Raw genomic sequence first — 12,655 nt, 5'->3', positions numbered from 1 at the left:
TCTCAGCGAGCGGTCCGCCGCAACCGTCACATCCTCAACGCGGCAGACCGCGCCCGGTAGGCCGTGACGACGGCGGCCATGTCATCCACGCCGTGCCCGAGTTCCAGCGTCTCGGCGTACAACCGCGCGCACTCGTTCATCAACGGCGCGGCGCCCCGGTGCTCCCGTGCGGAGTCGACGACCAGGCGGGCATTTCTGAGCACGTCAGGAACGGCCGCTTGCGGGGTGAAGTCGCCGGACACGAGCGCGGCGGACTTCGCACGCGAGACGAATGATGCCATCGGGCCGACGTCGAGAATCCCCTGCAACAACGTCGCGTCGAGCCCGTGGGTCTCTGCGAAGTGGAAGGCCTCTGCGAGCCCGGTCACGACGGTGACCAGGAACGTGTTCACGGCCAGTTTCATCTGCATCGCCTGCGGCGGCTCCCCGCACCTCACGACCCTCGCGCACACCGGATCGAGAAGTGCCTCCACCTCGTCCAGCAGCCGGTCGTCCCCGGCAATCATGCCGATGAGTTCTCCGTTCAACGCCGGCTGCCGCGAACCGGACACCGGCGCCTCCACATACCGGCCGCGCGCGTGAGCGAGTCGCTCCCCGAAAGCGGCGGAGCGGGAAGGTGACACCGTGCTCATCACCACCAGCGTCCTGTCCGTCACATCCACGCTGCGGAGGATGTCGTCGATGGCGTGCTCATCCGTGACCATCACGAACACCGTGCGACAGGTCGCGAAGACCTCCGCCGCGGACGACGCGACCGAGGCACCGGCCTCGGCGAAGGGTGCAGCCGCAGATGGCGAGCGGTTCCAGACCATCAGAGGTTGTTCGGTGAGCAGGCGGGAAGCGATGGCTGAGCCCATCAGCCCGAGACCGATGAAGCCGACGGGCGGTGTCATCGCCGCCTCCGGGCGTCGTCGTGGACTTCCCTCTCACCCATCGGTTCGCACCTTTCGCCGTCGACTTCCTGCCAATGTCCGAGTAAACGCCGCGTCGGCGAAGGCTCGCCAGGTCCACTCGCAGATGCTGGACTCATGGCCGCACTCGGAGCACGAATGTCAGCACGCGCGCTGCTGTCGATGACCGGCGACTTGGGTGTCGAACGGGTTGCTTACACCGAACTCGCCGGACGCATCCGTGTGCTCATCGCAGACGGACGCATCGCCGTGGGGACTCGCCTCCCGTCCGAACGGGAACTCGCGGTGGTCGCAGGTCGCAGTCGGACCACCATCGTCGCCACCTATCAGGCACTGCGCGACAGTGGCCATCTCGTCAGCCGGCGGGGATCCGGCAGTCTCGCCTCCCTGCCGCACCTTGCCGACGTCTCCAAGCGCCCCGGCCGCGTCGTCGACTTCGCGGGTTCCGTCCCGCCCCCGGTGGACGGGCTCCGAGAACTCATCGCCGAGACGACAGCAGACCTCCCCGACATCACCACGTTCCCCGGCTTCGACCTGCTCGGCAACGACGCGCTTCGTGAAGCCATCGCGGACCGCTACACGACCCGCGGACTTCCCACCTCCCCAGACCAGATCATCGTCACCACGGGGGGCCAGCATGCGATCGCACTCACCGCCCAGACACTCATCCATCGCAGCGATACCGCACTCGTCGAATCGCCCACCTACCCGCACGCATATGAAGCGTTCCAACGCGCCGGGGCGCGCATGGTCGCCACTCCGGTCACCACCGACGGGTGGGACATCCCGCACTTGCTCGCCACCATCCAGCACACGAGACCGACCGCCGCGTACCTGATTCCCGACTTCCACAATCCGACGGGCGCGTCGATGGACCCGCAAGACCGCATCCGAGTGGCGCGGGCCGCCCGCGCCGCGGGGACCGCACTCGTCATCGACGAAGCGCCCGTCGACCTCAACATCGACCGCCCGTGGGACGACGGTCCTTTCGCCCGCCATGCCGCCCGCGACGCAGGGCCTGACGGGTCCGGTGTCATCACACTCGGCTCCCTGTCGAAGTCGGTGTGGAGCGGGCTGCGCATCGGTTGGATCCGCGCCGATGAGGCGGTCATCCGCCGCCTCGTCCAAGCCCGCCCCGCCGGCGACCTCGGCACCCCACCCATCGAGCAGCTCATCGGCGAACGAGTCGTGCGGCGCCTCGACGACCTCGTCATCGGACGGCGAAAGTTCCTGCGCGAACACCGGGCGGTGCTGACGGAGTCCCTCAACCGTCGCTTGCCGCAGTGGACGACGCCATGGCCCGCGGGTGGCCTGTCCATGTGGGTGCAACTCAACCGTCCCGCAAGCTCCGCCCTCGCCTCCATCTGCAGAGCTCGCGGCATGTCACTCATCGCCGGACCGAAGTTCTCCATCGACGGCTCCCTCGAGCGGTACCTGCGGCTGCCGTTCACCTCACCCATCGCGGACCTCGACGCCGGCGTGCAACTCATCGCCGACGCCTGGGAGCAGCTCGATGTCGATGCGCCTGCGCCGCGTGACCATGCGCCGACGGCGACCTGAGGAGTCCGTCTCAGCCGAGCACCGGATCCAGCAGCGGATGCAGGTGGCGGGTCCGGAGCGCTTCGGATGCCGATCGGGCTCCCGCTTCGAGCGCTCGCGGCAGCGAGAGCCCTGACAGCCGGGCGTCCAGCACGCCCGCGAAGAACGCATCCCCAGCGCCGTTCGTGTCGACGACGTCGACGGCGACAGCAGCGACGCGATGGGTCGCTCCCTCGGCGTCGACCGCGACCGCGCCATCCGCGCCGAGCGTGCACACGGCGAGCGCGGCACCGCGCGAGACGCACGTCCGAAGAAACCCCACGGGGTCGGCGAGCCGGTCTGCACTGCAGAAGACGACGTCGGCGGCCGACAGGAACGGCACATGGAACGCGGCCTCGCCGTCGTAGTCATGAACGTCGACCCAGATCGGCCTGCCGGACGCCTGCGCCGTGGGGAGCAGGCGCAGCGATTCCGCGGCGAGGTCCATCACGATGGCGTCGGCCGTTCTCATCGCGTCGAGCAGTGCGGGATCGAGGTCGACCGCGTCCGTCGAGGGTGTGGCCAGGTACAGCGAGACCCGCTCCCCCGCTCGCGTCATCAGGTTGAGGTGGCGCTCCGTGGTGGCACTCCTGCCCCAGACCGCCTGCACTCCGGCGCCTGCGAGCGCGTCGCACACCCGCCTGCCCGGCTCATCGTCGCCGGCGAGGGCATACAGCACGGTCGCCCTCCCGAGCGCCGTGAGGCTCAGCGCCTTGCCCGCGCTCGTTCCGCCGACCGTCTCCCAGGACTCCTCTGCGAACTGCATATGCGGGACGGGCTCCGGAAGCCGGTCGAGGACGACGATCGAGTTCCAGGAAGCCGGTCCCGCGACGAAGACGGAGGGGGATGTCATCGCACAATCCTCTCGTGACGGCAATCGTGTGTCAGCCGATCCGCTTGATCAGGGACTCCAGCCCCATCCCGTAGTCGATGCGCACGACGGGGAGGGCGAGCTTGTCGCTGCCGATGTGCACATAGCCCGGCTCGATCGTGCGTGCCATCTCGAAGCCGGCCTGCGCCACCCCCTGCTTGGCGATGTCGTTGTAGTGACCGAAGGGGTAGGCGATCACCTCGCTGACGCCGAGGACGCCGGCGGAGGCGGCGAGATCGGCGGCGATCTGCTCGGCCGGCCAGTTCACCATCCTTCCCCTGCCGTTCTCTCCGGCCTGATGCATGTCGTGGGTGTGCGAGCGTCGCAGCACGTACATCGACGGAGCCGGGTCCTGGCGGTAGGCGGTGATCATGAACGACGTCGCCAGCACCCGGTGCTCGTCAAGGATCGGCACGGCGAGATCGAACCAGCTCTGATCGGCGTCGTCATCCGTCACGATCACGGAACGAGCAGGCAGGAACAACCTGCCGTCGATGAACGCGCTCAGCTCATCCCAGGTGGGCAGGTAGAAACCGGTGGTCGCGATGTGCTCGATGTGCGCCTCGAAATCGCCGACGTACGCGTAGTTGCCGCGCAGCCACCCCGACTCGCCCTCGGGCTTCGCTGTGAACTGGTGGTACATGAGGATCGGCACCTGGGCGTTCTCCGCCGCGTTCTCGTCTGGGGTCTTCCACGCCGCGAAGAGCTGCACCTGCTGGTCGACGCAGATGACGGGATCTGATCCGTTGACCCGTCCCTCGACCCGGTAGCCGGCGGCGTCGTCGCTGCTCGCGTACCAGCCGGCGAAGACCCTGCCTGCCTGCGCCGGGATCGGCAGCGCCTGATAGAGGCCGCTCTGCAGCTGCAGCACCGGATCCAGGTCGATGCCGTCGCCGGCGAAGCTGACCGCGCACGCCAGCGGATCTCCGGAATCGGCGATGAGCTGCTGTGCAGGCGTGAGCGGCCGCACGAGCACCCCCGCGCGCGCCTTCGGCTCCGGCTCCGGCGGTGTCTGATTCATCCACGCGAACGCCGCAGCGCCCGCACCGACGACGAGCATGGTGCCGATGATGACGACGGCTGCGATGCGGCGTCTGCGCTTCCCCCGAGGCACGGCGTCAGACGTCGAAGCCCTCGGCGATCATCTCGACGAGTTCTTCACGCTCCTCGACCGGAAGGAACGTCGCGGCGGCGGCGTTGAACTGGAAGGTCTCCAGATCGTCGAGGTCGTACTCGAAGGCTTCGACGAGCAGTGCCAGCTCCCGCGTCAGGGAGGTGCCGCTCATCGTGCGGTTGTCGACATTGACGGTGACGGCGAAGCCCAGCTGATACAGCAGATCGAAGGGATGGTCCGCCAACTCCGTGCCCCAGGCCGCCACGGCGCCGGTCTGCAGGTTCGACGACGGCGACAGCTCCAGCGGGATCTCCCGGTCGCGAACCCAGCGCGCCAGCTCTCCGAACTGGACCTGCACCTCGTCGCCCTCGCGGGTGATCACCTGAAGATCCTCGGCGATGCGCACGCCATGCCCGAGCCGCAGCGCGCGACCGTCCAGCAGTGCCGAGCGGATCGAGTCGAGACCGGCCGCCTCACCGGCATGCACCGTCACGGGGAAGAAGTTCTCGGCGAGATAGTCGAAGGCCGCTCGATGGTTCGACGGCGGGAAGCCGTCCTCGGGGCCCGCGATGTCGAAGCCGACAGCTCCTCGTCCGCGATATGCGACAGCGAGCTCGGCGACCTCCATCGCTCGATCGGTGTGCCGCATGGCGCTGATCAGCTGACCGACGCGGATGCTGTGCCCGGCGCGGTCGGCGGCGTCCTCGCCTTCCTCGATGCCCTGCTGCACCGCTTCCACGGCCTGCTCGAGCGAGAGTCCGCGCGACAGGTGCTGCTCCGGCGCCCACCGCACCTCGCCGTAGATGACGCCGTCCGCCGCGAGATCCTGCACGAATTCGCTGGCTACGCGACTGAGCCCCGCCTGCGTCTGCATCACCGCGGTGGTGAGATCGAAGGTCTTCAGGTACTCGACCAGTGAGCCGGAATCGCTCTGCTTCGTGAACCAGGCCGCGAGCGCGCCCGCCTCGTTCTCGGGCACGTCGATGCCGTCGGCATCCGCCAGCTCGATGATGGTCGCCGGACGCAGGGCGCCGTCGAGGTGGTCATGCAGCGACACCTTCGGAAGGCCACGCAGGGAGGCTCCCTGAATGGTGACGTCGCCGGTCGGGTCGATCGACATGGTGATCCTCTCGGTCGCAGAAGTCGTGGGTCAGCGGAACCGCTGGGTTCAGGCTATCGGTCGACGCTCACGCCGTGATGCGCTCGCGCACGATCGGCGCGGTCTGCGGTGCGGACTCCCCGAGCTCCCAGGCATTCTCGAGCGCTTCCAGCGCGCGTGGGAACCGTGCCTCATCGGCGGCGGAAAGGGTGAAGAGTGGCTGACCGGCCACGACGCGGTCGCCCGGCTTGACGTGCAGGTCGATCCCCGCTTCGTGCACCACCGGGTCCTCCGCGCGGGCTCGCCCGGCCCCGAGGCGCCAGGCGGCGACGCCGAACGGAAGCGCGTCCATGCGGGTCATCACGCCGCCGGCCGTGGCCGTGACGACATGGGTCTCCCTGGCGGTGGGCAGTGCGGCATCCGGGTCGCCGTCCTGCGCGCGGATCATCGCCTTCCAGCTGTCCATCGCTCGGCCGTCGTCGAGTGCGGCCTCCACATCGGCATCGGGCTGACCGGCGAGAGCGAGCATTTCCCGCGCCAGCGCGAGCGTGAGCTCGCGGACATCCGCAGGTCCCCCGCCGGCGAGGATCTCCACCGACTCCCTGACCTCGTTGGCGTTGCCGATCGCCAGTCCCAACGGCACGTTCATGTCGGTGAGCAGCGCGGTGGTCGCGACTCCCGAGTCGGTGCCGAGGGCGACCATCGTCCTCGCGAGCTCGCGTGCCCGCTCGATGTCCTGCATGAAGGCGCCGGACCCGAACTTCACGTCGAGGACGAGAGCGTCGGTGCCCTCTGCGATCTTCTTCGACATGATGCTCGAGGCGATGAGCGGGATCGCCTCCACGGTGCCGGTGACGTCGCGCAGGGCGTAGAGCTTCTTGTCCGCGGGAGCGAGACCCGATCCTGCCGCGCAGATGACCGCACCGACGTCGCCCTTCATCTGGTCGAACATCTCCTCGTTGCTGAGCGCTGCGCGCCAGCCGGGGATCGACTCGAGCTTGTCGAGGGTTCCCCCGGTGTGCCCGAGTCCACGTCCGCTCAACTGGGGAACAGCGACACCGAACACGGCGACGAGCGGGGCGAGCGGCAGTGTGATCTTGTCACCGACGCCGCCGGTGGAGTGCTTGTCCACCGTCTTCTTGCCGAGCGACGCGAACGTCATCCGCTCGCCCGATGCGATCATCGCGTCGGTGAGCACGCGGATCTCGTCGCGTTCCATGCCGCGCTGGAACACCGCCATCGCGAACGAGGCCATCTGCGCATCCGAGACGTATCCGCGGGTGTAGGCGTCGATCATCCACCGAAGCGCCGGCTCTGGCACGACGCCGCCGTCCCGCTTGGCACGGATGACGTCGACGGCATCGAACGGCTCGATCGTCATCGGGCGTCCTCCAGATCGCGCGGCCCGAAGGCGTCGGGCAGCACCTCGTCGATGGTGCGGATGCCGGAGACGGTCTCCAGCAGCATGCCGGGCATCGCGTGCTCGAACAGCAGCTGACGGCAGCGACCGCAGGGCATGATCGTCTGACCGTCGTTGTTGACGCAGACGAACGCGACGAGCTGACCACCGCCGGACATGTGCAGGTCGCCCACGAGTGCGCATTCGGCGCACAGTGTGACACCGTAGGAGGCGTTCTCTACGTTGCAGCCCGCGACGATCCGCCCGTCTCCGACGAGGGCGGCCGCACCCACCTTGTACCGCGAGTACGGCGCATACGCCTTCGTCATGGCGTCGGTGGCGACCTGGCGCAGTTCGTCCCAGTCGATGTCGGTCATCACTATCCCTTGATGTACGGCTTGCCGTCGGCGGCGGGGGCACGGACCTTGCCGGCGAAGCCGACGACCGCGAGCACCGTGACCACATACGGCAGCATCTTCATGAACTCCCCGGGGATCGGCGACCCGAGGTTGCTCAGCAGCGTCTCGAGGTTCATCGAGAACCCGAACAGCAGGGCCGCGAGCGTCGCCCTGATGGGATCCCAGCCGCCGAAGATCACGGCCGCGAGGGCGATGAATCCCAGCCCGTCCGTCATCTCCTTGTCGAAGGCGCCGACCGAGCCGAGCGTGAAGTACGCGCCCCCGATGCCCGCGATGGATCCGGCGAGGAGCAGGTTCCAGAAGCGGGTCGGATTGACCTTGATGCCCACCGTGTCGGCGGCCTGCGGGTGCTCGCCGACGGCGCGCAGGCGCAGCCCCCAGCGCGAACGGTAGAGCGCCCAGGCGACCAGGGGCACCGCGATGTACATGAGATACACGATCAGCGTCTGGTTGAACAGCACAGGCCCGAGCACCGGGATCTCGTGCAGCAGCGGGATCGCGATCCGCGGCAGACGCGGCGGGGCGTTGAACAGCGCCTCGTTCTGCCCCATGACCGCCCCGTGCAAGAAGCTGGTGAGTCCCGTGATGAGCACGTTGAGCACGACGCCGACGATGACCTGATCGACGATGTAGCGGATCGCGAAGAGTGCGAGCACGGCGGCGACGAGCGCACCGCCCACCATCGCGGCGATGAGGCCGACGACGTAGCTTCCGGTCATGGATGCCACGAGCGCCGAGCTGAACGCGGCGAGCAGGAACTGCGCCTCGATCGCCACGTTGACGACGCCGGCGCGTTCGCCGATGACTCCGCCGAGCGCTCCGAACACCAGCGGCACCGACAGCGAGACGGCGCCGAAGAGCAGACCCGTCACCGGAACGAGGCCGTCGGCCGCGGACCAGGCGAGGAACGCGAAGACGGCGACGAACGCGAAGACGATCGGCAGCCAGAGACCCACGCGGCGGTAGCCCGCCACGCGGACGGCGCTGTATGCCGCGAGGGCGACGAGGATGAGCGCGCAGACGAAGACCGTCGGCCAGGTCGGCACCCCCACATCGGGAAGAGCGAGCGACGAGGTGCGGTCGGCGAGCCGGAACACGCTCGTGCCGGTGCGCCCTGCGGGGATCGCGAGCAGAAGGATCAGCACCGCTCCGATCGCGAGCGAGATCGGGAGCTTGAAGCTTCGCTGCCGGACGGTCTCGCGGACGATCGTTCCGTCGGCGGCAGTGGCTGCGATGGCGCTCACGCGGCCACCTCCTTCTTCACGCGACGGGCGGAACGGGTCGGGGCTCCCTCTTTGGGGAGGAAGAAGATCGCACGGATCAGCGGAGGCGCCGCGATGAACAGCACGATGAGCGCCTGCACCACCAGCACGATGTCGACCGGGATGTCCTGCGAGGTCTGCATCGTGAAGCTCCCGGCCTTGAGCGCACCGAACAGGATGCCGGCCCACAGCACGCCCCAGGCCCGGCTCCGGCCGAGGAGGGCGACGGTGATCGCGTCGAACCCGATCCCGGCGTCGATGCCGGCCTCGAAGCCGCTGGTGATGGTGCCGGACATCTGCTGCACCCCGGCGAGCCCGGCGAGCGCGCCGGCGATCCCCATCGCGTAGACGATCGTGCGTCCGACGTCGACGCCGGCGGCACGCGCCGCGTTGGGGTTCTCCCCGACCGCCCGCATCCGGAATCCCAGGCTCGAGCGTTCGATGAGCCACCACACGAACAGGACCGCGAGGATCGACACCAGGAATCCGGCGTTGACGGACAGGGGCGCGGCGAACAGCAGCGGGAACTGCGCGCTCTCCGGCGTCGGCGGCGAGATCGGCTGCGTCCCGCCCGGGCGCTGCAGCAGACCGGGCGTCGCCAGAAGCCACGCGATGAAGTAGTACGCGATGAAGTTGAGCATGATGGTGAGGATCACCTCATGCGCGCCCGTCTTCGCCTTCAGGAATCCGACGAGCCCGCCCCACACCATGCCTCCGATGAGACCGGCGATGATCGTCAGCGGCAGGTGGATGAACAGCGGGGCCTCCACGGTGAACGCCACCGTGGCGGCCGCGGCGACGCCCATCAGCATCTGCCCGCGGCCACCGATGTTGAACAGCCCGACGCGGAACGCCAGGGCGACGCCGAGGCCGGCGGCGATCAGCGGCGTCGCGAAGTTGAGCGTGTCGGTGATCGGCTTGATCGCCCGCATGAAGTTCGGTGCGTTGTAGTTGTAGATCGCTCCGCGGAACAGTGCCGCGTACGCGCCCGAGATCGCCTCCCAGATGGCGGCGAACGTGTCACCCGGCCGCTGGAAGAAGTACCCGAGGGCCGCCTGGACGCTCGGGTTCGTCGCCGCGATGAGGATGCCGCCGATCAGCATGGCGAGCACGATCGCAAGGACCGCACGCAACGCGCCTCCCGAGAGGATGTCACGGACGACGGTGTTCTGCCGCGGAGCCGCGGTGGGCTCGGTGGTCGTCACGGTGGTCTCGCTCACGGAACGACCTCTTTCTGCACGGAGCCCGGCATCTCGCCGGCCATCATGAGTCCGAGCACCTCACGCGGTGCGTCGCCAGGGACGATGCCGACGATGCCGCCCCGATACATGACCGCGATGCGATCGGCGAGGGCGGAGACCTCGTCCAGCTCGGTGGAGACGACGATCACCGGCACGCCGGAGTCCCGGGTCGCCACGATGCGCTCATGGACGAACTCGATCGAGCCGACATCGATGCCCCGCGTGGGCTGCGATGCGACGAAGAGCTTCAGCTCCCGGCTCAGCTCGCGCGCGAGGACCACCTTCTGCTGATTGCCGCCCGAGAGCCGGCCGGCGGCGGTGTCCGGGCCCTGGGTGCGGATGTCGAACTCGTCGATCTGCTCCCGCGCGAAGGCGTCGAGCACCTTGCGCTGGATGGTGCCGCTGCGGAAGAAAGGCGCGCCGCCCGCGGACCGGTTCAGGATCAGGTTCTCGGCGACGCTGAACTCGCCGACGAGGCCGTCCTCCTTGCGGTCCTCCGGCACGAAGCCGACTCCCGCATCGATGATCCCCTGGACGCTGCGCCCCAGCAGTTCCTCGCCGTCGAGGGTGACGCTCCCGGTCGCCTTGCTCTGCAAACCGATGATGGCCTCGGTGAGTTCGGTCTGACCGTTGCCCTGCACGCCGGCGATGGCCAGCACCTCACCGGGGCGCACTTCGAAGGTGACGTCGTCGACGACGATCTGTCCCGCCTCATCGATGACGCGGAGGTTCTGCACGACGAGCCCGCCGCCTCGCAGGTCGGGTTCGCCCTTCTTGACGGTGAGCTCGACCGCCCGGCCGACCATCAACGCGGCAAGCTCCGTGTTGGTCGCTGCGGGGTCGGCTTCTCCGACGACCCTGCCGAGTCGGATCACGGTGATCGTGTCCGCCACTTCGCGGACCTCCCGCAGCTTGTGAGTGATGAAGACGATCGCCGTCCCCTCGTCGCGGAGCTGACGCATGATGCCCATCAGCTCGTCGGTCTCCTGAGGTGTCAGCACGGCTGTCGGCTCATCGAAGACGAGCACCTTCGCGTCTCGCGAGAGCGCCTTGATGATCTCGACGCGTTGCTGCACACCCACCGGCAGATCGCCGACGACGGCATCCGGATCGATCTCGAAACCGAACCGCTCGCTCACCGCCAGGACGTGCGCGCGAGCCGCCGCCAGGTCCAGGCGACCGGCGAACCCGGTCTTCTCATGGCCGAGCATGACGTTCTCGGCGACGGTGAACACCGGGATCAGCATGAAGTGCTGGTGCACCATGCCGATGCCCGCGGCCATCGCGTCACCCGGACCGGCGAAGTGCTGGACCTCGTCGTCGAGCACGATCTCTCCCTCATCGGCGGTGTACAACCCGTAGAGGACGTTCATCAGCGTCGATTTGCCCGCCCCGTTCTCACCGAGCAGGCAGTGGATCTGCCCCGCCTCGACGGTGAGGCTGATGCGGTCGTTCGCGACGAGGGAACCGAAGCGCTTGGTGATCCCGCGGAGCTCGAGCTTCATATTCTCAATCTATCGATCAGTGGAGCGGCCGGACAGATGCTGAGCATCTGTCCGGCCGCGTCAGTCGCAGCTGGTGTCGTTACGGCGACGCCGGCGACTCGACGGCGATCGAGCCGTCGATGATGCCCTCCTGGATGGCAGCCAGCTCGTCGGCGAGAGCGGGGTCGACCTTGCTCTCGAACTCGTGGAACTCCGACAGGGAGACGCCCTCGTTCTCCAGCACGCCGACGAACGGCGTCGGGTCGAACTCGTCGTTGGCCGCCTCCATGACGGCATCGTAGACGGCGACGTCCATGCCCTTCATGATCGAGACGAGCAGCAGGTCGGCGACGGTCGGGTCGGTCTCGAAGACGTCGGCGTCGACGCCCATGAGGGCGATGTTGCCGCCGGAGTCACGGATCGCCTGTGCCGCCGACTGGTAGATCGGACCGCCGACCGGCAGCAGCACGTCCGCACCCTGGTCGATGATGCCCTGTGCGACCTGCTTGGCCTTGTCGTTCGCCGCGAACTCGTCGGTGAACTGACCCTCCTGCGAATCGATGCTCCAGCCGACGACCTTGACGTCCTCGCCCTTCTGCTCGTTGAAGTAGTTGACCCCGAGCTCGAACCCGTCCATGAAGATCGTCACCGGCGGGATCTTGGCACCGCCGAAGGTGCCGACGGTGCCGGACTCCGAGTAGGAGGCCGCGGCGTAGCCGCCGAGGAACGCGGCCTGTGCGGTGTCGAAGACGAGCGGCTTGATGTTCGGGGCGTCGGTCTTGCCGTCGAAATCGGCGTCTGCCCAGTCGTCGATGATCGCGTACTGGATGTCGGGGTTCGCGGTCGCCGCCTCGATCGTCGGCGCGCTCAGCTTGAAGCCGACCGAGACGATGAACGTGCAGCCCTCGGACGCCAGTGCGTCGAGGTTGGACTCGTAGTCGCTCGCGGACTTCGATTCGGTCTTGCTCACCTCGACGCCGAGCTCATCGGCCGCCTTCGACAGTCCTTCGAACCCGAGCTGGTTGAACGACTTGTCGTCGAAGCCGCCCTCGTCCGAGACCATGCAGGGCTTGAAGTTGTCAACCGCGGGACCGGCTTCGCCGCCGTCGCCGCCGCCGGTTTCGGTCGGAGCCTGGCCGCAGCCGGCCAGTGCGAAGATCACGCCGGCCGCGACCGTCGCGCCGAGCAGCTTCTTAGTGGTGGAGATGGTCAACTCATGCCTCCCTGAGCGAAACCGCGGCCATCGCGGATCGATCAAAGTTACCTACTGTTTCAGG

At 68.1% G+C, this 12,655-nt stretch carries 11 protein-coding genes; 1 reads left to right on the top strand and 10 read right to left on the bottom strand.

What is annotated here, in order from left to right; translation table 11 throughout:
- Nucleotides 1-26: 26 nt before the first annotated feature.
- Nucleotides 27-893: an NAD(P)-dependent oxidoreductase gene (locus tag RIN18_RS02940; protein WP_309102448.1), complete on the bottom strand. Its 867-nt coding sequence runs from the start codon at nt 891-893 to the stop codon at nt 27-29.
- A 135-nt stretch (nt 894-1,028) separates the two neighbouring features.
- On the opposite strand from RIN18_RS02940, the gene RIN18_RS02935 reads away from it, so the two are divergent.
- Nucleotides 1,029-2,471, top strand: a complete 1,443-nt coding sequence (locus RIN18_RS02935) for a PLP-dependent aminotransferase family protein (protein ID WP_309102447.1) — start codon at nt 1,029-1,031, stop codon at nt 2,469-2,471.
- A gap of 10 nt (nt 2,472-2,481) precedes the next feature.
- Here RIN18_RS02935 and RIN18_RS02930 read toward each other — a convergent pair whose 3' ends face one another.
- The 9 genes from RIN18_RS02930 to RIN18_RS02890 all read right to left on the bottom strand — a co-directional run bounded on the left by RIN18_RS02930 (nt 2,482) and on the right by RIN18_RS02890 (nt 12,591).
- Nucleotides 2,482-3,342: a carbohydrate kinase family protein gene (locus RIN18_RS02930; RefSeq protein ID WP_309102446.1), complete on the bottom strand. Its 861-nt coding sequence runs from the start codon at nt 3,340-3,342 to the stop codon at nt 2,482-2,484.
- Between the two features lie 31 nt (nt 3,343-3,373).
- Nucleotides 3,374-4,474 (bottom strand): polysaccharide deacetylase family protein, encoded by a 1,101-nt coding sequence (locus tag RIN18_RS02925; RefSeq protein ID WP_309102445.1) that lies wholly within the window; start codon nt 4,472-4,474, stop codon nt 3,374-3,376.
- Nucleotides 4,475-4,478: 4 nt separating this feature from the next.
- Nucleotides 4,479-5,594, bottom strand: coding sequence for an adenosine deaminase (locus tag RIN18_RS02920; protein WP_309102444.1), 1,116 nt, complete (start codon nt 5,592-5,594; stop codon nt 4,479-4,481).
- Nucleotides 5,595-5,661: 67 nt separating this feature from the next.
- The gene (locus RIN18_RS02915; RefSeq protein ID WP_309102443.1) at nt 5,662-6,954 is read right to left on the bottom strand and encodes a thymidine phosphorylase; all 1,293 of its coding nucleotides are present in this window, start codon (nt 6,952-6,954) and stop codon (nt 5,662-5,664) included.
- On the bottom strand, nt 6,951-7,349 hold the full coding sequence (locus tag RIN18_RS02910; RefSeq protein WP_096713717.1) for a cytidine deaminase: 399 nt from the start codon (nt 7,347-7,349) through the stop codon (nt 6,951-6,953). Before RIN18_RS02910 ends, RIN18_RS02915 begins: the two co-directional genes overlap by 4 nt.
- Before the next feature lie 2 nt (nt 7,350-7,351).
- Complete coding sequence (locus RIN18_RS02905; protein WP_309102442.1) at nt 7,352-8,635, bottom strand: ABC transporter permease; 1,284 nt, start codon at nt 8,633-8,635, stop codon at nt 7,352-7,354.
- Nucleotides 8,632-9,873 carry an ABC transporter permease gene (locus RIN18_RS02900; protein ID WP_309102441.1) on the bottom strand — a complete coding sequence of 414 codons (1,242 nt, stop codon included), beginning with the start codon at nt 9,871-9,873 and terminating at the stop codon, nt 8,632-8,634. The genes RIN18_RS02905 and RIN18_RS02900 overlap by 4 nt, the downstream gene beginning before the upstream one ends.
- Nucleotides 9,870-11,399 (bottom strand): ABC transporter ATP-binding protein, encoded by a 1,530-nt coding sequence (locus RIN18_RS02895; RefSeq protein ID WP_309102440.1) that lies wholly within the window; start codon nt 11,397-11,399, stop codon nt 9,870-9,872. Before RIN18_RS02895 ends, RIN18_RS02900 begins: the two co-directional genes overlap by 4 nt.
- Before the next feature lie 79 nt (nt 11,400-11,478).
- On the bottom strand, nt 11,479-12,591 hold the full coding sequence (locus tag RIN18_RS02890) for a BMP family ABC transporter substrate-binding protein (protein ID WP_309102439.1): 1,113 nt from the start codon (nt 12,589-12,591) through the stop codon (nt 11,479-11,481).
- Nucleotides 12,592-12,655 lie beyond the last annotated feature (64 nt).

It is taken from the genome of Microbacterium sp. (assembly GCF_031179285.1).
Lineage (GTDB): Bacteria > Actinomycetota > Actinomycetes > Actinomycetales > Microbacteriaceae > Microbacterium.
Note: the sequence above shows the minus strand (reverse complement) of the source record. Positions and strands in the feature narration are given on the sequence as shown.

Coding starts and splice junctions, on each gene's coding strand:
- RIN18_RS02940 (WP_309102448.1), bottom strand. CDS start 893: ATGACACCGCCCGTCGGCTTCATCGGTCTCGGGCTGATGGGCTCAGCC.
- RIN18_RS02935 (WP_309102447.1), top strand. CDS start 1,029: ATGGCCGCACTCGGAGCACGAATGTCAGCACGCGCGCTGCTGTCGATG.
- RIN18_RS02930 (WP_309102446.1), bottom strand. CDS start 3,342: ATGACATCCCCCTCCGTCTTCGTCGCGGGACCGGCTTCCTGGAACTCG.
- RIN18_RS02920 (WP_309102444.1), bottom strand. CDS start 5,594: ATGTCGATCGACCCGACCGGCGACGTCACCATTCAGGGAGCCTCCCTG.
- RIN18_RS02915 (WP_309102443.1), bottom strand. CDS start 6,954: ATGACGATCGAGCCGTTCGATGCCGTCGACGTCATCCGTGCCAAGCGG.
- RIN18_RS02910 (WP_096713717.1), bottom strand. CDS start 7,349: ATGACCGACATCGACTGGGACGAACTGCGCCAGGTCGCCACCGACGCC.
- RIN18_RS02895 (WP_309102440.1), bottom strand. CDS start 11,399: ATGAAGCTCGAGCTCCGCGGGATCACCAAGCGCTTCGGTTCCCTCGTC.